Annotated in this window: 17 protein-coding genes; 11 read left to right on the plus strand and 6 right to left on the minus strand. The window is 72.7% G+C overall.

Annotated features, from left to right (window positions below; all coding sequences use genetic code 11):
- Positions 1-41: 41 nt before the first annotated feature.
- On the minus strand, positions 42-683 hold the full coding sequence (locus AA0005_RS09685; RefSeq protein WP_413449963.1) for an MBL fold metallo-hydrolase: 642 nt from the start codon (positions 681-683) through the stop codon (positions 42-44).
- Between the two features lie 84 nt (positions 684-767).
- On the opposite strand from AA0005_RS09685, the gene uvrA reads away from it, so the two are divergent.
- The 11 genes from uvrA (at position 768) to AA0005_RS09740 (ending at position 13,313) form a co-directional block, all read left to right on the plus strand.
- Positions 768-3,641: an excinuclease ABC subunit UvrA gene (uvrA, locus tag AA0005_RS09690; RefSeq protein ID WP_413449964.1), complete on the plus strand. Its 2,874-nt coding sequence runs from the start codon at positions 768-770 to the stop codon at positions 3,639-3,641.
- Between the two features lie 9 nt (positions 3,642-3,650).
- Positions 3,651-4,136, plus strand: a complete 486-nt coding sequence (locus AA0005_RS09695; protein WP_413449965.1) for an OsmC family protein — start codon at positions 3,651-3,653, stop codon at positions 4,134-4,136.
- Between the two features lie 5 nt (positions 4,137-4,141).
- Complete coding sequence (gene uvrC, locus AA0005_RS09700) at positions 4,142-6,202, plus strand: excinuclease ABC subunit UvrC (protein ID WP_413449966.1); 2,061 nt, start codon at positions 4,142-4,144, stop codon at positions 6,200-6,202.
- A gap of 4 nt (positions 6,203-6,206) precedes the next feature.
- On the plus strand, positions 6,207-7,178 hold the full coding sequence (gene rapZ, locus AA0005_RS09705; protein ID WP_413449967.1) for an RNase adapter RapZ: 972 nt from the start codon (positions 6,207-6,209) through the stop codon (positions 7,176-7,178).
- Positions 7,175-8,173, plus strand: a complete 999-nt coding sequence (locus tag AA0005_RS09710; protein ID WP_413449968.1) for a gluconeogenesis factor YvcK family protein — start codon at positions 7,175-7,177, stop codon at positions 8,171-8,173. The genes rapZ and AA0005_RS09710 overlap by 4 nt, the downstream gene beginning before the upstream one ends.
- A gap of 91 nt (positions 8,174-8,264) precedes the next feature.
- The gene (whiA, locus tag AA0005_RS09715; RefSeq protein WP_413449969.1) at positions 8,265-9,245 is read left to right on the plus strand and encodes a DNA-binding protein WhiA; all 981 of its coding nucleotides are present in this window, start codon (positions 8,265-8,267) and stop codon (positions 9,243-9,245) included.
- 226 nt (positions 9,246-9,471) lie between these two features.
- Entirely contained in the window at positions 9,472-10,479 is a 1,008-nt protein-coding gene (gene gap / locus AA0005_RS09720; protein WP_413449970.1) for a type I glyceraldehyde-3-phosphate dehydrogenase, read from the plus strand.
- 92 nt (positions 10,480-10,571) lie between these two features.
- Positions 10,572-11,762 (plus strand): phosphoglycerate kinase, encoded by a 1,191-nt coding sequence (locus tag AA0005_RS09725; RefSeq protein WP_413449971.1) that lies wholly within the window; start codon positions 10,572-10,574, stop codon positions 11,760-11,762.
- A gap of 4 nt (positions 11,763-11,766) precedes the next feature.
- The gene (tpiA, locus tag AA0005_RS09730) at positions 11,767-12,552 is read left to right on the plus strand and encodes a triose-phosphate isomerase (protein ID WP_413449972.1); all 786 of its coding nucleotides are present in this window, start codon (positions 11,767-11,769) and stop codon (positions 12,550-12,552) included.
- 145 nt (positions 12,553-12,697) lie between these two features.
- A complete protein-coding gene (gene secG, locus AA0005_RS09735) occupies positions 12,698-12,940 on the plus strand; it encodes a preprotein translocase subunit SecG (protein ID WP_413449973.1) in 243 nt (80 codons plus the stop codon).
- 16 nt (positions 12,941-12,956) lie between these two features.
- Positions 12,957-13,313 carry an RNA polymerase-binding protein RbpA gene (locus tag AA0005_RS09740; protein WP_413449974.1) on the plus strand — a complete coding sequence of 119 codons (357 nt, stop codon included), beginning with the start codon at positions 12,957-12,959 and terminating at the stop codon, positions 13,311-13,313.
- Between the two features lie 111 nt (positions 13,314-13,424).
- On the opposite strand, the gene pgl is transcribed toward AA0005_RS09740, so the two are convergent.
- The 5 genes from pgl to tal are packed head-to-tail and all read right to left on the minus strand — an operon-like array spanning position 13,425 to position 19,543.
- Positions 13,425-14,201: a 6-phosphogluconolactonase gene (gene pgl, locus AA0005_RS09745; RefSeq protein ID WP_413449975.1), complete on the minus strand. Its 777-nt coding sequence runs from the start codon at positions 14,199-14,201 to the stop codon at positions 13,425-13,427.
- A complete protein-coding gene (locus tag AA0005_RS09750; protein WP_413449976.1) occupies positions 14,198-15,133 on the minus strand; it encodes a glucose-6-phosphate dehydrogenase assembly protein OpcA in 936 nt (311 codons plus the stop codon). Before AA0005_RS09750 ends, pgl begins: the two co-directional genes overlap by 4 nt.
- Positions 15,134-15,144: 11 nt before the next feature.
- Positions 15,145-16,683, minus strand: a complete 1,539-nt coding sequence (zwf, locus tag AA0005_RS09755) for a glucose-6-phosphate dehydrogenase (RefSeq protein ID WP_413449977.1) — start codon at positions 16,681-16,683, stop codon at positions 15,145-15,147.
- A gap of 20 nt (positions 16,684-16,703) precedes the next feature.
- Positions 16,704-18,425, minus strand: coding sequence for a glucose-6-phosphate isomerase (locus tag AA0005_RS09760; RefSeq protein WP_413449978.1), 1,722 nt, complete (start codon positions 18,423-18,425; stop codon positions 16,704-16,706).
- Positions 18,422-19,543 (minus strand): transaldolase, encoded by a 1,122-nt coding sequence (gene tal / locus AA0005_RS09765; RefSeq protein ID WP_413449979.1) that lies wholly within the window; start codon positions 19,541-19,543, stop codon positions 18,422-18,424. The genes AA0005_RS09760 and tal overlap by 4 nt, the downstream gene beginning before the upstream one ends.
- Positions 19,544-19,570 lie beyond the last annotated feature (27 nt).

Genomic DNA, 19,570 nt, shown 5'->3' on the forward strand with positions numbered 1-19,570 from the left:
GCCGGCCCGGGCACCCCGCAGGGGGTGGCCCGGGCCGCGTGCTACCAGCCGCGCTCGCGCCACTCCGCGAGGTGCGGACGCTCGGCGCCGAGCGTCGTCGGCCGCCCGTGGCCCGGCCACACCACCGTGTCGTCGGGGTAGACGGCGAAGAGCCGCTCCTCGACGTCGCTGAGGAGGCTGTCGAAGTCCTCGGGGGAGCGGGTCCTGCCGACCCCGCCGGGGAAGAGGCTGTCCCCGGTGAGGAGGTGGACGCGCCCGGGCCGGGGCGCGTCGGCGGGCTCGGTGAGCACCAGGGCGACGGACCCGGGGGTGTGGCCACGCAGCGCGACGACGTCGAGGACGACCGTGCCCGCGTCGTCGACCGCGAGCCGGTCCCCGTGCTCGAGGAGCAGGTCGATCGGGACGGGCAGGTCCGCCGCGTCCGCGCGGCCAGCGGCGGTCCGCGCCCCCGTCGCCGCGACGACGGCGGGCAGCGCGCGGTGGTGGTCCCAGTGCCCGTGGGTGGTGACGACGGTCCGCAGCCCGCCCTCGCCGAGCATGGCGAGGATGGCGCCGGCGTCGTCGGCCGCGTCGACGAGCAGCTGCTCACCGCTCGGTGCGGTGAGCAGGTAGACGTTGTTGTCCATCTCGGAAACGGTGATCCGCTGCAGGGTGGTGCCGCCCATCGGGGTCAGGTCGCTCATGCCCCGATCGTGCCAGGCGCGACACGCCCGTGACGTCGAACACATGTACACGCGCGCGAGCGGCCGGGCTCGTATCATCGCGGGGTGAGTGATCAGCTTCTCGTCCGTGGTGCGCGCGAGCACAACCTCCGCAACGTCGACCTCGAGCTTCCTCGCGACAGCATCGTCGTTTTCACCGGGCTGTCGGGCTCGGGCAAGTCCTCCCTCGCCTTCGACACGATTTTCGCCGAGGGTCAGCGTCGCTACGTCGAGTCGCTGTCCTCCTACGCCCGGCAGTTCCTCGGGCAGATGGACAAGCCCGACGTCGACTTCATCGAGGGCCTGAGCCCCGCCGTCGCCATCGACCAGAAGTCCACGAGCCGCAACCCGCGCTCGACCGTCGGCACGATCACCGAGATCTACGACTACCTGCGCCTGCTCTACGCGCGCGCCGGCACCCAGTACTGCCCCGTGTGCGGGGAGCGGGTCACCGCGCAGACGCCGCAGCAGATCGTCGACCGCCTCCAGGAGATGCCCGAGGGCACCCGCTTTCAGATCCTCGCGCCCGTCGTCCGCGGCCGGAAGGGGGAGTACGTCGACCTCTTCCGTGAGCTGCAGTCCACCGGCTTCTCCCGTGCCCGGGTCGACGGCGCCGTTGTCTCCCTCGCCGAGCCGCCGACGCTGGAGAAGAAGCTCAAGCACGACATCGACGTCGTCGTCGACCGTCTCGTCGTGCGCGAGTCCATGCGCCAGCGGCTCACCGACTCCGTCGAGACCGCGCTGCGCCTCGCCGAGGGGCTGCTCGTCGTCGAGCTCGTCGACCTCCCCGAGGACGACCCCGAGCGGGAGCGCCGCTTCTCCGAGAAGCGTGCCTGCCCCAACGACCACCCGCTCCAGCTCGAGGAGATCGAGCCCCGCACCTTCTCCTTCAACGCGCCCTACGGCGCGTGCCCGGAGTGCTCGGGCATCGGCTCCAAGCTCGAGGTCGACCCCGAGCTCATCGTCCCCGACGAGGAGCTCTCCCTGGCCGACGGCGCCGTCCAGCCCTGGGCCCGGGCCTCCTCGGAGTACTTCCTGCGGCTGCTCCGCGCGCTGGGCGACGAGCTCGGCTTCTCCGTCGACGTCCCGTGGCGCGCGCTGCCGGCACGCGCCAAGGAGGCGATCCTCCACGGCAAGGACCACGAGGTCCACGTGCGGTACCGCAACCGGTGGGGCCGGGAGCGCGCCTACTCGACCGGCTTCGAGGGCGCCGTCACCTACGTCGAGCGCAAGCACGCCGAGACCGAGTCCGACTCCTCGCGGGAGCGCTACGAGGGCTACATGCGCGAGGTCGCATGCTCGGTCTGCAAGGGCGCCCGCCTCAAGCCCGAGGTCCTCGCCGTCAAGCTCGGTGGCCTGTCCATCGCCGAGCTGTGCGCGCTGCCCATCGAGAGCATCGCCCCCTTCCTCGACACCCTCGAGCTCGGCGCCCGGGAGCGGGCCATCGCCGGCCAGGTGCTCAAGGAGATCTACGCGCGCCTCGGCTTCCTCGTCGACGTCGGTCTCACGTACCTCACCCTCGCCCGCCCCGCCGGCACGCTGTCCGGTGGCGAGGCCCAGCGCATCCGTCTCGCCACCCAGATCGGCTCGGGACTCGTCGGCGTGCTCTACGTCCTCGACGAGCCGAGCATCGGGCTGCACCAGCGCGACAACCGCCGGCTCATCGACACCCTCGTGCGGCTGCGCGACCTCGGCAACACGCTCATCGTCGTCGAGCACGACGAGGACACCATCCGCGTTGCCGACTGGATCGTCGACATCGGCCCGGGCGCGGGGGAGCAGGGCGGCCACATCGTCCACTCCGGCCACCTGCCCGAGCTCCTGGCGAACGAGGAGTCCCTCACCGGCGCCTACCTCTCCGGCCGGCGGTCCATCCCGCAGCCCGAGGCCCGTCGTCCGGTCGACAAGAACCGCAAGGTGCGCGTCGTCGGCGCCCGGGAGAACAACCTCAAGAACGTCACGGTGGACTTCCCGCTCGGGGTCCTCACGTCCGTCACGGGCGTGTCCGGCTCGGGCAAGTCGAGCCTCGTCAACGGCATCCTCTACACGGTGATGGCGAACGAGCTCAACCGCGCCCGCCGCGTCCCCGGGCGCCACACCCGCGTCACCGGCCTCGAGCACCTCGACAAGGTCGTCCACGTCGACCAGAGCCCGATCGGGCGTACGCCGCGCTCCAACCCGGCGACCTACACCGGCGTGTGGGACCACGTGCGCAAGCTCTTCGCCGACACCCCGGAGGCCAAGGTCCGCGGCTACGGGCCCGGCCGCTTCTCCTTCAACGTCAAGGGTGGGCGCTGCGAGGCGTGCAAGGGCGACGGCACGCTGAAGATCGAGATGAACTTCCTCCCGGACGTCTACGTCCCCTGCGAGGTCTGCCACGGGGCGCGGTACAACCGCGAGACCCTCGAGGTGCGCTTCAAGGGCAAGACGGTCGCCGAGGTGCTCGACATGCCGATCTCCGAGGCCGCCGAGTTCTTCTCCGCCTCGCAGAAGATCTCCCGCTACCTCAACACTCTCGTCGACGTCGGCCTCGGCTACGTGCGCCTGGGGCAGAGCGGCACCAGCCTCTCCGGTGGTGAGGCGCAGCGCGTCAAACTGGCCTCCGAGCTGCAGCGGCGCACGAACGGCCGCACCGCCTACGTCCTCGACGAGCCGACCACGGGCCTGCACTTCGAGGACATCCGCCGCCTGCTCGAGGTGCTGCAGAACCTCGTCGACAAGGGCAACACCGTCATCGTCATCGAGCACAACCTCGACGTCATCAAGAACTCCGACTGGGTCATCGACATGGGCCCCGAGGGCGGCTCGGGCGGTGGCACGGTCATCGCCGAGGGCACCCCGGAGCACGTGGCGACCGTCGAGGGCTCCCACACCGGCCGGTTCCTCGCCGAGGTGCTGGAGGTCGACAAAGCCGGGGTGGCGGCCGTCACAGCGGGCTAGGGTGGCGCCATGGGCGCACTCCACACCTACACGGTGACCGTCGACTGGACCGGCGCGGACGACACCGGGACGCGGAGCTACACCTCCTACTCCCGGGACCACGAGGTGCGCGTCGAGGGCAAGCCCACGCTGCTCGCGACCTCCGACCGCAAGGTCGCCGCCGACGTGTCGCGCTACCGCGCCGAGGAGCTCTTCGTCGGCGCGGTCTCGCAGTCCCAGATGCTCTGGTTCCTGCGGACGGCGGCGGCCCAGGGCGTCGTCGTCGTCGGCTATACCGACGTCGCGACCGCCACCGAGCGGATCGAGGGTGCCAACTCGGGTCCCTTCTCCGACATCGTGCTCCGCCCCCGCGTCACCTACGCGGACCCGATCAGCGACGAGGCGGCCGCGCGCCTCCACGAGGACGCCCGGGTGCAGAACCACATCGCCCGCTCCCTCAGCTGCCCCGTCCGGGTGCAGCCGGCGCCGCCCGCCCGGGGGGCGCACGTAGGCTGAGGGGCATGGCCGACCCGTCCACCTACCGCCCGCGACCGTCCGACATCCCGACATCGCCCGGGGTCTACCGGTTCCGCGACGCGCACGGCCGGGTCATCTACGTCGGCAAGGCGAAGAACCTCCGTTCGCGGCTGGGCAGCTACTTCCAGGACATCGCGAACCTCCACCCGCGCACCCGGCAGATGGTGACGACGGCGGCCTCCGTCGAGTGGACGGTCGTCGAGACCGAGGTCGCCTCCCTCGCCCTGGAGTACTCCTGGATCAAGGAGTACGACCCCCGCTTCAACATCAAGTACCGCGACGACAAGTCCTACCCCTACCTCGCGGTGACGATGTCCGAGACGGTGCCCCGCGCCATGGTCATGCGCGGCGCCCGGCGCAAGGGCAACCGCTACTTCGGCCCCTACGGCCACGCCTGGGCGATCCGCGAGACCGTCGACCTCATGCTCCGGGTCTTCCCCGTGCGCACGTGCTCCAACGGCGTGTACCGCCGGGCCGAGCGCTCGGGCCGGCCCTGCCTGCTCGGCTACATCGACAAGTGCTCCGCGCCCTGCGTCGGGCGCATCTCCGTGGAGGACCACCGCCGCCTCGCCGAGGACTTCTGCGCCTTCATGGGCGGCCAGACCCGCCCCTTCGTGCGCCGCCTCGAGAAGGAGATGAAGGAGGCGGCCGGCGAGCTCGACTTCGAGCGCGCGGCGCGCCTGCGCGACGACCTCGGTGCCTTGCAGCGCGTCGTCGAGAAGAACGAGGTCGTCCTGCCCGACGGGACGGACGCGGACGTCTTCGCGATGGCCTCCGACGAGCTCGAGGCCTCCGTCCAGGTCTTCCACGTCCGTGACGGCCGGGTCCGCGGCCAGCGCGGCTGGGTGGTGGAGAAGGTCGAGGAGGTGACCGACGCCGAGCTCGTCGAGCGGCTCCTCCAGCAGGTCTACGGGGACCTCGGCACCGACACGGAGGACGAGGCCGAGTCGGCGCGCACCTCCGCCGTCCCGCGCGAGGTGCTCGTGCCCGTCCTGCCCGCCGACCTCCCGCAGGTGACGGACTGGCTCAGCGGCCTGCGCGGCTCGGCGGTCTCGGTGCGGATCCCGCAGCGCGGCGACAAGCGCGCGCTCGCCCAGACCGTCCAGCGCAACGCCGAGCACGCCCTCGTGCTCCACAAGAGCCGGCGCGCCGGTGACCTCACGACCCGCTCCCAGGCGCTGGCCGACCTCGCCGAGGCCCTCGACCTCGAGGAGGCGCCGCTGCGCATCGAGTGCTACGACATCTCGCACACGCAGGGCACCCACCAGGTGGGCTCGATGGTCGTCTTCGAGGACGGCCTGCCGCGCAAGAACGCCTACCGGCGCTTCGTCGTCCGCGGCGTGGACGGCAGCGGGGCCCGGGACGACACCGAGGCGATCGCCGAGGTCCTCACCCGCCGCTTCCGCCACTACCGCTCCGCGCGCGAGGGCGCGGTGGACGACGACGGCAAGCCGCTGACCTCGGGTCCGGTCGACCCCGAGACCGGGAAGCCGACCCGCTTCGCCTACCCGCCCAACCTCGTCGTCGTCGACGGCGGCCAGCCGCAGGTCGCCGCCGCGCAGCGGGTCTTCGAGGAGCTCGGCGTCGAGGACGTCGCCCTCGTGGGGCTCGCCAAGCGCCTGGAGGAGGTGTGGCTGCCGGGGGAGGACTTCCCGCTCGTGCTGCCCCGGACCAGCCCCGGGCTCTTCCTCCTCCAGCGGCTGCGCGACGAGGCCCACCGCTTCGCGATCACCGCCCACCGCAGCCGCCGCAGCAAGGCGATGACCAGGTCGGTCCTCGACGAGGTCCCCGGGCTCGGGCCCACCCGCGCCAAGGCGCTGCTCGACCACTTCGGCTCGGTGGCCGCCATGCGGAAGGCGACGGCGGAGGAGGTCGCCGCCGTCAAGGGCCTGGGCCCGCGCACCGCGCAGGCCGTCGTCGACGCCCTGCGGACCGCGCCCACGGCACCGACCGTGCCCACCGCCGAGGACGGCACCGGGGCCTCGCCGGAGGAGCCCGCCGGCGCCGAGGACGCGGACGGCGGCGGTCCCGGCCTGGCATCCTAGAGGGATGAGCACCTCAGGAGGACAGCGCCCTGCCGACGAGGGCGACGAGCGCAGCCCGCAGACCGTTCCCGAGGGGATCCCGCTCCTCGAGGCGGAGACGACGCCCCCCGAGGCTGACCGCCGCGAGCTCCTCATCATCACCGGCATGTCCGGTGCCGGGCGGACCCGGGTCGCCAACACGCTCGAGGACATGGACTGGTTCGTCGTCGACAACCTGCCGCCGCGCATGCTCGAGCCGCTCGCGCGGATGATGACCGCGTCCGGGGGAGGGGTCCAGCGCCTCGCCGCCGTCGTCGACGTCCGCAGCGGGGAGTTCTTCGCCGAGCTCCTCAACGTCCTCGACGAGCTGCGCGGCCACGGCCTGGACTACCGCATCCTCTTCCTCGAGGCCGACGACGCCGAGCTCGTCCGCCGCTACGAGCAGGTCCGCCGCGCCCACCCGCTCCAGGGGGACGGCCGCATCCTCGACGGCATCGCCCAGGAGCGCGAGCTGCTCGCCGAGCTGCGCCGCCGCGCCGACACCATCATCGACACGACGAAGTTCAGCCCCTACGACCTCGCCCGGCACATCCGCCAGCGGGTGGGGGAGGCCGGCGCGCAGCCGGTCCAGATCACCCTCGTCTCCTTCGGCTTCAAGCACGGCCTGCCCCTCGACGCTGACCACGTCGTCGACGTCCGCTTCCTGTCCAACCCGTACTGGGTGACCGAGCTGCGCCACCTCTCCGGCAAGGACGAGGCGGTCAACCGCTACGTCCTCGACCAGCCCGGCGCCCGGGAGTTCATCGACCGCTACGTCGAGACCCTCGAGCCCGTCATCGCCGGCTACGAGCGCGAGCTGAAGAACTACGTGACGATCGCCGTCGGCTGCACGGGCGGACGCCACCGCTCGGTGGCCGTGTCCGAGGAGATCGCCGCGGGCCTGCGGGAGCACGGGCTGCAGGTCCGCACCCTCCACCGCGACGTGGGGCGGGAGTGAGCGCCGAGCAGTGGCCGACGGCGGGCGCGCGGGGGCCGCGGGTCGTCGCCCTCGGTGGTGGGCACGGTCTGGCCGCGACCCTCGGGGCGCTGCGCCACGTGTGCAGCGCCCTCACCGCCGTCGTCACCGTCGCCGACGACGGCGGCTCCTCCGGCCGCCTGCGGCACGAGCTGGGCAAGCTCCCCCCGGGCGACCTGCGCATGGCGCTGTCCGCGCTGTGCGACGACTCCGAGTGGGGCCTGACCTGGCGCGACGTCCTCCAGCACCGCTTCAGCTCCGCGGGTCCGCTCGACGGCCACGCGCTGGGCAACCTCCTCATCGTCGCGCTGTGGGACCTGCTCGGTGACGAGGTCGCCGGCCTCGACTGGGTGGGCCGGCTGCTCGGCGCCCGCGGTCGCGTGCTGCCCATGGCCTCGGTCCCGCTCGACATCGAGGCGCGCGTGCGGATGGGCGCCTCGGAGCAGGAGCGCGTGGTCCGCGGGCAGTCCCGGGTCGCGGTGACGAGCGGGAACATCGGCTCGGTGCGGCTCATCCCCGAGGAGCCCCCCGCCCACCCGGAGGCGGTCCGGGCGGTGCGCGAGGCCGAGTGGGTCGTCCTCGGCCCGGGCTCCTGGTACACCTCCGTCATCCCGCACCTGCTCGTCCCCGAGCTCGCGCGGGCGATCGAGGAGACGGACGCGCGGCGAGCCGTCACCCTCAACCTCTCCGCCCAGCCGGGGGAGACCGAGGGCATGTCAGCCGCCGACCACCTCCACACGCTCCTCGAGCACGCGCCGGACCTGCGCATCGACGTCGTCATCGCCGACCCGGCCGCCGTCGAGGACATCGACGGCCTCCTCGCCACGGCGCGGGAGCTCGGTGCACGCGTGCTGCTGCGCCAGGTGAGCGCGGGCGACGGGACGCCCCGGCACGACCCGCTGCGGCTGGCCGCGGCCTACCGGGACGCCTTCGACGGCGTGCTGGGTGATGTGGGGGAGGCCACGGGAGCAGGGTGAGGATCGCGCCGCAGGGCATGAGAAGGTGCAGGCTGGCCCCCGTGCGGGGGCCCAGGGACGAGGGAGCACGGTGAGTGGGAGGAAGTCGGCCATGTCGCTGACGGCGTCCGTCAAGGACGAGCTGGCCCGGCTGCAGGTGGACAAGATGTCCGCCCGCAAGGCCGAGGTCGCTGCCATGCTGCGCTTCGCGGGCGGGCTGCACATCATCTCCGGGCGCATCGTCATCGAGGCCGAGCTCGACGTCGGCGTCGCCGCCCGGCGCCTGCGCCAGGCGATGGCGGAGCTCTACGGCCACTCGAGCGACGTCGTCGTCGTCTCCGGCGGTGGTCTCAAGCGGGGCAACCGCTACGTCGTGCGCGTCGTCAAGGACGGCGAGTCCCTCGCCCGCCAGACCGGCCTGCTCGACGGCCGCGGCCGCCCCGTGCGCGGCCTGCCCCCGGGCGTCGTGTCCGGCGGTGTCGGTGAGGCCGTGGCCGCGTGGCGCGGGGCCTTCCTCGCGCGCGGCTCGCTCACCGAGCCCGGCCGCTCCTCGGCCCTCGAGATCACCTGCCCCGGGCCCGAGGCCGCCCTCGCGCTCGTCGGCGCGGCCCGCCGGATGGACGTGTCCGCCAAGGCGCGCGAGGTGCGCGGCGTCGACCGCGTCGTCGTCCGCGACGGTGACGACATCTCCGCGATCCTCGCCCGGATGGGCGCGCACGACACCGTGCTCACCTGGGAGGAGCGACGCACCCGCCGCGAGGTGCGTGGCACGGCGAACCGCCTGGCCAACTTCGACGACGCGAACCTGCGCCGCTCGGCGCGCGCCGCGGTCGCCGCCGGCGCACGCGTCGAGCGCGCCTTCGAGATCCTCGGCGAGGGCGTCCCCGACCACCTCCTCCAGGCCGGCCAGTTGCGTCTCGCGCACAAGCAGGCGAGCCTCGAGGAGCTCGGGGCGCTGTCCGACCCGCCGCTGACGAAGGACGCGATCGCCGGCCGGATCCGGCGGCTGCTAGCCATGGCGGACAAGCGTGCCCACGAGCTCGGGATCGGTGACACCGAGGCCGTGCTGACCCCGGACATGTACGACCTCTGAGCCCGCGCGTGAACCGCGTCACGCTCGGCGGCGGGCGGTTCGCCCAGAGCGGACGGATCGCCGGTGTCCACGTCGGACCTACGTCCCTGCGGCCCCTTTTGTCCCGGTGTAGGTTTGGTGGTGCTGGCGGCCCAGTCCCCACGGCGGGCCCGCCACAGCGCCCCTCAGGCGCTACTTCCGCAGTCGACTTGTGTGTGCGCCGAGCGGCGCACTAGAGGAGGACATAGTGACCATCCGCGTCGGTATCAACGGCTTCGGCCGCATCGGCCGCAGCTTCTTCCGCGCCGCGCTCAACAGCGGTGCGGACCTCGAGATCGTGGGCGTCAACGACCTCACCGACAACAAGACCCTCGCCCACCTCCTCAAGTACGACTCGATCATGGGCGTGCTCGACCAGGAGGTCTCCTACGACGAGGACTCCATCACCGTCGGCGGCAAGAAGGTCCACGTCTCCGCCGAGAAGGACCCGGCCCAGCTCCCGTGGGGCGAGCTCGGTGTCGACATCGTCATCGAGTCCACCGGCCGTTTCGTCGCCCGTGACGCCGCCAAGGCCCACCTCGACGCCGGTGCCAAGAAGGTCATCATCTCCGCGCCCGGCAAGGACGTGGACGCCACCTTCGTCATGGGTGTCAACCACACGGACTACGACGCCGAGCAGCACCACATCTTCTCCAACGCCTCCTGCACGACCAACTGCCTCGCCCCGATGGCCAAGGTCCTGCACGAGAACTTCGGCATCGTCCGTGGCCTCATGACCACGATCCACGCCTACACCGCCGACCAGAACCTCCAGGACGGCCCCCACAAGGACCTGCGCCGCGCCCGCGCCGCCGCCCTCAACATGGTCCCGACCACCACCGGTGCGGCCAAGGCCGTCTCCCTCGTGCTCCCCGAGCTCAAGGGCAAGCTGGACGGCTACGCCATGCGCGTGCCGACCCCGACCGGCTCCGCCACCGACCTCACCTTCACGGTCGAGAAGGAGGTCACGGTCGAGGAGGTCAACGCCGCGATGAAGGCCGCCGCCGAGAGCCCCGAGCTCAAGGGCATCCTCAAGTACACCGAGGACCCGATCGTCTCCCAGGACATCGTCGGTGACCCGCACACCTCGATCTTCGACGCTGGCCTCACCAAGGTGATCGGCGACCAGGTCAAGGTGCTCAGCTGGTACGACAACGAGTTCGGCTACTCCAGCTCGCTGGTCAAGCTCGCCACCTACGTGGGCGAGCGTCTCTGAGGCACCGCCTCCCGCAGTGAACACGGACGTCCGCGTGCCGCCGAACGCGGCACGCGGACGTTCGTGCGTCCGGACCCTTCCCTAGGAGAGCCATGAAGACCATCGACACCCTGGGCGACCTGCGCGGCAAGCGCGTCCTCGTCCGCTCCGACTTCAACGTCCCGCTCGACGGGACGACGATCACCGACGACGGCCGCATCCGCGCCGCCCTGCCGACCCTCAACGCCCTGCTCGACGCCGGCGCGAAGGTCATCGTCACCGCGCACCTCGGCCGCCCCAAGGGCGCCCCGGAGCCCAAGTACTCCCTCGCCCCGGTCGCCAAGCGGCTCGGCGAGCTCCTCGACCGCGAGGTGCTGCTCGCCGAGGACACCGTCGGTGAGGACGCCAAGGCCAAGGCCCAGTACATCGAGCCCGGGCAGGTGCTCCTCCTCGAGAACATCCGCTTCGACGCCCGCGAGACCTCCAAGGACGAGGCCGAGCGCGGCGCGCTGGCCGACGAGCTCGCGGCCCTCGCCGACGCCTACGTCTCCGACGGCTTCGGCGTCGTCCACCGCAAGCAGGCCAGCGTCTACGACGTCGCCCAGCGCCTCCCGCACGCGGCCGGCACCCTCGTCTTCAAGGAGATCGACTCCCTGAGCAGGGCGACCGGCGACCCGGAGCGGCCCTACGTCGTCGTCCTCGGCGGCTCGAAGGTCTCCGACAAGCTCGGCGTCATCGGCAACCTCCTCACCAAGGCCGACCGCCTCCTCATCGGCGGCGGCATGGTCTTCACCTTCCTCGCGGCCAAGGGCTACGACGTCGGCACCTCCCTCCTCGAGGAGGACCAGGTCGAGACCGTCAAGGGCTACCTGCGCGACGCGGAGGCCAACGGCGTCGAGATCGTCCTGCCTACCGACATCGTCGTGGCGCCGGAGTTCAAGGCCGACGCCCCCGCGACCGTCGTCCCCGCCGACGCGATCCCCGCCGACCAGATGGGCCTGGACATCGGCCCCGAGTCCGGCCGCCTCTTCGCCGAGAAGATCGCCGACGCGAAGACCGTCGTGTGGAACGGCCCGATGGGTGTCTTCGAGTTCGACGCCTTCTCCGCCGGCACCAAGGCCGTCGCGCAGGCCATGCAGGACGCCGCGGGCTTCACCATCGTCGGCGGTGGCGACTCCGCCGCGGCCGTCCGCGTCCTCGGCTTCGACGAGTCGAAGTTCGACCACATCTCCACCGGTGGCGGCGCCAGCCTCGAGTTCCTCGAGGGCAAGGTCCTGCCCGGCGTCGCGGTTCTGGAAGACTGAGCCCATGACCAACCGCACCCCGCTCATGGCGGGCAACTGGAAGATGAACCTCGACCACCACGAGGCCACCCACCTCGTGCAGAAGCTCGCCTGGGAGCTCAAGGACAAGGAGCACGACTACTCGGCCGTCGAGGTCGTCGTCGTCCCGCCCTTCACCGACCTGCGCTCCGTGCAGACCCTCGTGGACGGCGACAAGCTCGAGGTCCGCTACGGCGCCCAGGACGTCTCCGCGCACGAGAAGGGCGCCTACACCGGCGAGATCTCCGCGGCGATGCTCGCCAAGCTCGGCGTGAGCTACGCCGTCGTCGGGCACTCCGAGCGTCGGCAGTACCACGCCGAGGACGACGCCCTCGTCGGGGCGAAGGCCAAGGCTGCCCTGGCGCACGGGATCGTCCCGATCATCTGCGTCGGTGAGGGGCTCGACGTCCGCCAGGCCGGCGAGCAGGTGTCCTACACCCTCGCGCAGGTCGACGGCGCCTACGCCGGGCTCGACGCGGAGGCTGCCGCCAAGACGGTCATCGCCTACGAGCCCGTGTGGGCCATCGGCACCGGCGAGGTCGCCACCCCCGAGGACGCGCAGGAGGTCTGCGGCGCGATCCGCGGCCGCCTCGCCGAGCTCTACAGCCAGGAGGTCGCCGACTCCGTCCGCGTCCTCTACGGCGGCTCGGTGAAGTCCGGGAACGTCGCCTCGATCATGGCCAAGGAGGACGTCGACGGCGCCCTCGTCGGGGGCGCCAGCCTCCAGGCCGAGGAGTTCGCGGCGATCGTCCGCTACCAGCAGCACGCCTGACGCTCAGCCACGGTCCCCGGGTGCACGCACCCGGGGACCGTGGCGTGTCGACGTCCAAGGTGGTCCGCGACGTGCGCGTCATCACCTATCCTTGACGAGTTGCGGCCCTGGCCGCCCGCCCGACACCGAAAGGAGCCTCCGGCTCGTGGATGCCCTCCGGATCATTCTCGAGGTGCTGCTGGTCCTCACCAGCATCTTCCTCATCCTGTCCATCCTCATGCACAAGGGGAAGGGCGGTGGCCTCTCGGACATGTTCGGCGGCGGGATCAGCTCCTCGATCGGCTCCTCCGGGGTCGCCGAGCGCAACCTCAACCGCATCACGATCGGGATCTCCGTCCTCTGGGCGACGGCCATCATCCTGCTCGGTCTCATGCAGCGATTCGTCTGAGCGGGGAGAACGAACCATGGCTGGAGGAAGTGCGATCCGCGGGTCCCGCGTCGGAGCGGGCCCCATGGGCGAGGCCGAGCGCGGCGAGGCCGCCCCTCGTATCCGGATGTCCTACTGGTGCGCCAACGGGCACGAGACGAGCCCCAGCTTCGCCAAGGAGCCGGAGATCGTCATCCCCGAGACGTGGGACTGCCCGCGCTGCGGGCTGCCCGCCGGCCAGGACCGGGACGCCCCGCCGGAGCCCCCGCGCAACGAGCCGTACAAGACCCACCTCGCGTACGTGAAGGAGCGTCGCACCGACGCCGACGGCGAGGCCCTCCTCGAGGAGGCGCTCACCGCCCTCCGCGAACGCCGCGGCGGCTCCACCCGCTAGCAGCACCCCCGCACGCACCGAGAGCCGGATCCTCCACGGAGGATCCGGCTCTCGGCATTAACTGTGCTGTCGGCGGTAACTGTGCTCTCGGCGGATGAGGGGTGGCCCGGGTCAGGGGAGGGCGGACGTCGCGGCGAGGTCGACGAGCCAGAGGGTGCGGCCCGCAGCCTGGACGCGGCCGGCGGGGACGGACTCGCCGTCGCCGGTGCCACCCTGCTCCTCGGGCAGCGACGTCCCGGCCAGCGCGGCGGCCACCGCGGGCGCCTTGCCCTCACCCGACACGACGAGCCACACCTGGTGCGCCGCGTTCAGCGTCGGCAGGGTGAGGCTGACGCGCTCGGGCGGGGGCTTGGGGGAGTCGGGCTCGGCGAGGGCGCCGAGGGACTCCTCGGCGAGGCTCGGCCGGCCGGGGAAGAGGGAGGCGACGTGCCCGTCCGGCCCCATCCCGAGGAGGACGACGGCGATCTCCGGCACCGTGGCGCCCGGCGCGGCGTACCGCGCCAGCTCCTCGGTGTACGCACGCGCAGCGGCGTCGACGTCGGCCACCGAGTCGGGGCCGGGGACGGCGTGGACGTGCTCGGGCCGCAGCGGCAGGTGGTCGAGGAGCGCCGCGGCGGCGTCGACGTCGTTGCGGTCCTCGTGGCCCGCGGGCACGAAGCGCTCGTCGCCCCACCACACGTGGACCGAGCCCCAGTCGACGGCGTCACGCAGCGGGTCGGCCGCCACGGCGCGCAGGACGTCGACGAGGATGCTGCCGCCGGTGAGGGCGACGTGCACCGGCGTGGACACCGACTGCGCGTCGACGAGCGCGAGGAGGAAGCGGGCCGCCGTCGCCCGGGCGAGGAGCTCGCCGTCCGGGTGGACGACGACGGGGGCGTGCGTGCTCATGAGCGGACCTCCGCGGGGACGACGAGGGGGAGCCCGCGCGTGAGCGCCCGACCGTAGGTCTCGTCGGCGTCGAGCCGGCGCAGCTCCTCGGTGAGGCAGTCGGCGATCGTGCGCTCGGGCAGGTTGATGCGCTGGTCGATGCGGCCGGGCCGGCTGAGGAAGGCGACGCTCGTGCCGGGCGTGCGGCGCAGGGTGATCGGGCCGGGCTCGCGCTCGAGGTCGATCCGGGTGACGGCGGTGGACTCCTCGACGCCGATCTCCACCGGCACGCCGAGGGAGTCGGCGAGCCACGCGGCGAGCATGTACACCGAGGGGCGGCCGGCCGCACCGGTCACCCGGGCCGAGGTGATCGGCGCGTGGGGCGGCTCGTCGAGGGTCGCGGCGAGCAGCCCGCGCCACAGCGTCACCCGGGCCCACGCGAGGTCGGTGTCGCCGGGGGCGTAGCCCGGCGCGAGGGAGTGGAGCGTGGCGAGCGGGTCGGCGGAGGCGGTGACGTCGGTGATCCGGCGCTGCGCCATCGCGCCCAGCGGGTCGCGGCTCGGCTCGGCGGGCGGCTGACCGGTCCACCACACGACGATCGGCGCGTCCGGCAGCAGAAGGGGCATGACGAGCGTGTCGACCGCGTCGGCCGGTTCGCCGTTGGGCTGGAGGATGACGACCTCGCTCAGCCCGGCGTCCCCGCCCACGCGGATCTCGGCGTCGATGCTCGCCGGCCCCTCGCCGTCCTGCGGGACGACGGCGATGATCCGGCAGGGGTGCTCCCGGGAGGCGCCGTTGGCGGCGCGGATCCCGTGCTCGGCGCCGTCGAGGTCGTCGGCGACGATGATGAGGGTGAGCACCCGGGTGAAGGTGTTGGCGCCGCTCGAGCGGCGCATGGAGGCGAGGCGGTTGCTGACCGCGGCCGCCGTCGTCGCGTGCATCGTGGTGATCATGCTCGTCTCCTCTACGGCATCCGCCAGCGGCGGCCGTCGCGTGCCAGCATCTCGTCGGCGCCCGCCGGGCCCCAGGACCCGGGGCGGTAGGGCTCTGGCTGCCCGGTGGACTCCCAGAACTCGGTGATGGGGTCGAGGATCTGCCAGGACAGCTCGACCTCCCGCTGGTGGGGGAACAGGGGCGGGTCGCCGAGGAGGACGTCGAGGATGAGCCGCTCGTAGGCCTCGGGGGAGTTCTCGGTGAAGGCGTTGCCGTAGCCGAAGTCCATCGACACGTCGCGCACCTCCATCGCGGTGCCCGGGACCTTGGCGCCGAAGCGGATCGTCACGCCCTCGTCGGGCTGGACCCGGAAGACGATGGCGTTCTGCCCGAGCTCGCCGGACGAGCCGAGGTCGAAGGGCAGGTGCGGGGCGCGCTTGAAGACGACGGCGATCTCCGTGACGCGCCGTCCGAGCCGCTTGCCGGCCCGCAGGTAGAACGGCACCCCGGCCCAGCGGCGCGAGTCGACCTCCAGGCGCATCGCGGCGTAGGTCTCCGTGATCGAGTCCGGTGCGATGCCGTCCTCGTCGAAGTAGCCCCGCACGTGCTCGCCCCCCTGCCAGCCGGCGGCGTACTGGCCCCGCGCCGTCGTCGTCCCGAGGTCCTCCCCGAGCCGGACGGCGGAGAGCACCTTCTCCTTCTCGCGGCGCAGGGAGTCGGCGTCGAAGGAGAAGGGCTCCTCCATCGCGGTCAGCGCGAGGAGCTGGAGGAGGTGGTTCTGGATGACGTCGCGGGCGGCGCCGATGCCGTCGTAGTAGCCGGCGCGGCTGCCGATACCGATGTCCTCGGCCATGGTGATCTGGACGTGGTCGACGTAGTGGTTGTTCCACACCGGCTCGAAGAGCTGGTTCGCGAAGCGCATCGCGAGGATGTTCTGGACGGTCTCCTTGCCCAGGTAGTGGTCGATGCGGAAGACCGAGTCCTCGGGGAACACCTGGGAGACGACGGCGTCGAGCTCGCGGGCCGACTCGAGGTTGTGCCCGAAGGGCTTCTCGATGACCACCCGGCGCCACGTGTCGGCCGTGGGCTTGGACAGGCCCGAGCGCTTGAGCTGGTTGAGCACGAGCGGGAAGGAGCGCGGCGGCACCGAGAGGTAGAAGGCGTGGTTGCCGCCCGTGCCCCGCTCGGCGTCGAGGGCCGCGACCGTCTCGGCGAGCGTGTCGAAGGCGGCGTCGTCGTCGAACTCGCCCTGGACGAAGCGGAAGCCGGAGGCGAGCTGCTCCCAGGTCCGCTCGTTGAACTCCGTGCGGGCGTGCTCGCGCACCGCGTCGTGGACGATCTGCGCGAAGTCCTCGGTCGACCAGTCGCGCCGCGCGAAGCCGGTGAGCGCGAAGGACGGCGGCAGCAGGCCACGGTTGGCGAGGTCGTAGATCGCCGGGAGCAGCTTGCGCTTGGCGAGGTCGCCGGTGACGCCGAAGATCACCAGGCCGGCGGGCCCCGCGATGCGGGGCAGGCGCCGGTCCCTGGGGTCGCGCAGCAGGTTCTCGGGTGGGGTCGGTGCGGTGCTCATGGTCTCCTCACGGCCCTGTGTCAGGTGGTCCGGCGCGTCAGACTACCCGTGAGCCAGGCGAGGGCGTCGGGGGTGTCCACGCGCAGGCGGAGCACCGGCCGGCCGAGGCCGGTGAGCACGCGCGCGTCGGCGTCGGCCTGGGCCGTGACGAGCTCGGCGAAGTCGAAGTCCCGCCCCGGCACGGACACGTGCGCGGGGACTCCGCCGGTGATCATGAGGAACACGCCGTGGGGCGGGCCGCCCTTGTGGAGCTGGCCGGTGGAGTGCAGGTAGCGCGGCCCCCACCCGAAGGTCACCGGGCGGCCGGCGCGGGCGGCCAGGGCGTCGCGCACGCCCCGTAGCAGCTCCGCGGCGCGTCCCTCGCTGTCGAGGTAGGCGAGGACGGCGAGGTAGCCGTGCTCCGGGTCCAGCTGGTCGAGCAGGGTGGTGACGGCGTCGGGCACGGTCCGGGCGCCCGCGAGGAGGGCGCGCGGGGCCCGCACCTCGACGCCCGAGTCGCTGAACGCGGGCGGCTCGAGGGAGGGCATGCCGCCGAGGAACTCCCGGGTGGCCTCCTTCGTCGCCTCGACGTCGGGCTGGTCGAAGGGGTTGACGCCGAGGAGGCGCCCGGCGACGGCGACGGCATGCTGCCACAGGAGGAACATCCCGCCGAGGGAGCCGGCGACCGTGACCTCCGTGGACTCGGCCGCGGTGTCGAGGTCCGCGCTCACGGCCACCCGGCGTGCGTCGTCGGCGACGTCGTCGAGCTCGGCCGACGCGTCGTCGTCGGTGAGGGGGGGCAGGAGCACGGGGAGCGTGCCGTCCGCGGCGAGCTCGGGGGCGTGCTCGTCGACGACGACGGGCACGAGCCCACGCCCGTCCTTGCCCAGCGACTCCGCGAGCAGCTGCTCGGCCCAGGCGCCGAAGTGGTAGAGCCCGCTGCCTGCGTCGACGAGGAGGACGGTCTCGCGCAGCGGGCGGGTGGCCGCCAGCGCCGCGCCGAGGACGAGCGCGGGGTTCGCCTCGGTGTCCTCGCCGAAGAAGGGCGCGACCTCGGCGGCCTCGTCGAGCAGGCGGCCGACGTCGACGCCCGCCAGGGCACTGGGCACGAGACCGTAGGCGGAGAGCGCGGAGAAGCGCCCGCCCACCCGCGGGTCGGCCGTGAAGACGGCGCGGTAGCCCTCCTCGCGGGCCAGCTCCTCGAGCGGCGAGCCGGGCTTGGTGACGACGACGACGTGCCGGGCAGCGTCCCGGCCGGCGGCGTGGAGTGCCGCGACGAAGGCGCGCCGGTGGGAGTCGGTCTCCACGGTGGTGCCGGAGCGGGAGGCGACGACGAGCACGGTGCGGGCGAGGTCGCCCTCCAGAGCGCGCTCCACCTGCGTGGGGACCGTGGAGTCGAGGACCGTGAGCGGCGCCCCGACCGTGCCGGTGATCACCTCGGCCGCCAGGGACGAGCCGCCCATGCCGGCGAGCACGACCCTGTCCAGCCCCTCGGCCGCGAGCTCCTCGCGCAGCGCCGTCAGCTGTCCGACGAGCTCGCGGGAGGTCTGGTGGAGGTCGGTCCAGCCGAGCCGGTCGGCCACGTGCGGGGCGACCTCCTCGCCCCACAGGCCCGTGTCCTGGGCCGCGAGCCGGGAGGCGACCCGCTCCTCGAGGAGGGCGGGGACGGCGTCGTGCACGGCCTGGGCCGCCGCACCGGTCGCGCTCACCTCGACGACGGCGGTGCCCTCCTCACCCGCCCAGGTGACGACCCCGGGGCTCATTGCCGGCCCGGTGCCTGCAGGCCGGTGGTGACCCGCTCGCTCAGCTGGTCCCAGCTCTGCTGGAACTTCTCCACGCCCTCCGTCTCGAGGGTGTCCATGACCTCGGTGTAGGAGATCCCGAGCCGCTCGAGCCGGTCGAGGACCTCGCGGGCCTCGTCGTAGCGGCCGCGGACGGTGTCCCCGTGCAGCTGCGCGTGGTCGGCGACGGCGCGGAGGGTCGCCTCCGGCATCGTGTTGACGACGCCGGAGGTGACGAGCTCGTCGACGTAGCGGGTGTCGGGGTAGGCGGGGTCCTTGACGCCCGTGGAGGCCCACAGCAGGCGCTGCGGGTGCGCCCCGGCCTCGGCCAGCGCGTCCCACCGCTCGGTGCCGAAGATGTCCTCGAAGGCCTCGTAGGCGAGGCGGGCGTTGGCGACGGCGACCTGCCCACGCAGGGCGCGGGCGTCGTCGTCGTCCATGGCGTCGAGCTTCTTGTCGACCGCGGCGTCGATGCGGGAGACGAAGAAGGAGGCGACCGAGTGGATCGTCGACAGGTCGACGCCGGCGAGCTGGGCGCGCTCGAGGCCGTCGGTGTAGGCCTTGGCGACGGCGCGGTAGCGGTCGAGGGAGAAGATGAGCGTGACGTTGACGCTGATCCCCTCCGCGATCGCCTCGGTGATCGCCGGGAGCCCCTCGACGGTGGCGGGGATCTTGACGAGGAGGTTGGGCCGGTCGACGAGCTGCCACAGCTCGCGGGCCTGGGCGATCGTGCCCTCGGTGTCGTGCGCGAGGTACGGGTCCACCTCGATCGACACGCGCCCGTCGACGCCGCCGGTGCGCTCGAAGACCTCGAGGAAGCGGTCGCAGGCGGCGCGGACGTCGGCGGTGGTGAGGGCGGTGATCGCGGTGGGGACGTCGGCGCCGTCGGCCGCGAGGGCGGCGAGGTCGGCGTCGTAGCGGGTGCCCTCGGAGAGGGCCGCGGCGAAGATCGAGGGGTTCGTCGTCACGCCGACGACGTGGTCCTCGGTGAGGAGCGAGGCGAGGGACTGGGCCCCACCGCCCTCGAGGCGTTCGCGGGACAGGTCGTCCAACCAGACGGAGACCCCGAGCTCGCTCAGCTCGGCCAGGTGGTTCGTCATTGCTCCTCCTCGCGTGGGGTGGGCCCC

It is taken from the genome of Georgenia phoenicis, from assembly GCF_047302425.1.
GTDB lineage: Bacteria > Actinomycetota > Actinomycetes > Actinomycetales > Actinomycetaceae > Oceanitalea.

Coding starts and splice junctions, on each gene's coding strand:
- tpiA (WP_413449972.1), top strand. CDS start 11,767: ATGACCAACCGCACCCCGCTCATGGCGGGCAACTGGAAGATGAACCTC.
- zwf (WP_413449977.1), bottom strand. CDS start 16,683: ATGAGCACCGCACCGACCCCACCCGAGAACCTGCTGCGCGACCCCAGG.
- AA0005_RS09740 (WP_413449974.1), top strand. CDS start 12,957: ATGGCTGGAGGAAGTGCGATCCGCGGGTCCCGCGTCGGAGCGGGCCCC.
- pgl (WP_413449975.1), bottom strand. CDS start 14,201: ATGAGCACGCACGCCCCCGTCGTCGTCCACCCGGACGGCGAGCTCCTC.
- AA0005_RS09685 (WP_413449963.1), bottom strand. CDS start 683: ATGAGCGACCTGACCCCGATGGGCGGCACCACCCTGCAGCGGATCACC.
- tal (WP_413449979.1), bottom strand. CDS start 19,543: ATGACGAACCACCTGGCCGAGCTGAGCGAGCTCGGGGTCTCCGTCTGG.
- rapZ (WP_413449967.1), top strand. CDS start 6,207: ATGAGCACCTCAGGAGGACAGCGCCCTGCCGACGAGGGCGACGAGCGC.
- AA0005_RS09725 (WP_413449971.1), top strand. CDS start 10,572: ATGAAGACCATCGACACCCTGGGCGACCTGCGCGGCAAGCGCGTCCTC.
- AA0005_RS09695 (WP_413449965.1), top strand. CDS start 3,651: ATGGGCGCACTCCACACCTACACGGTGACCGTCGACTGGACCGGCGCG.
- AA0005_RS09750 (WP_413449976.1), bottom strand. CDS start 15,133: ATGATCACCACGATGCACGCGACGACGGCGGCCGCGGTCAGCAACCGC.
- whiA (WP_413449969.1), top strand. CDS start 8,265: ATGTCGCTGACGGCGTCCGTCAAGGACGAGCTGGCCCGGCTGCAGGTG.
- AA0005_RS09760 (WP_413449978.1), bottom strand. CDS start 18,425: ATGAGCCCCGGGGTCGTCACCTGGGCGGGTGAGGAGGGCACCGCCGTC.
- uvrC (WP_413449966.1), top strand. CDS start 4,142: ATGGCCGACCCGTCCACCTACCGCCCGCGACCGTCCGACATCCCGACA.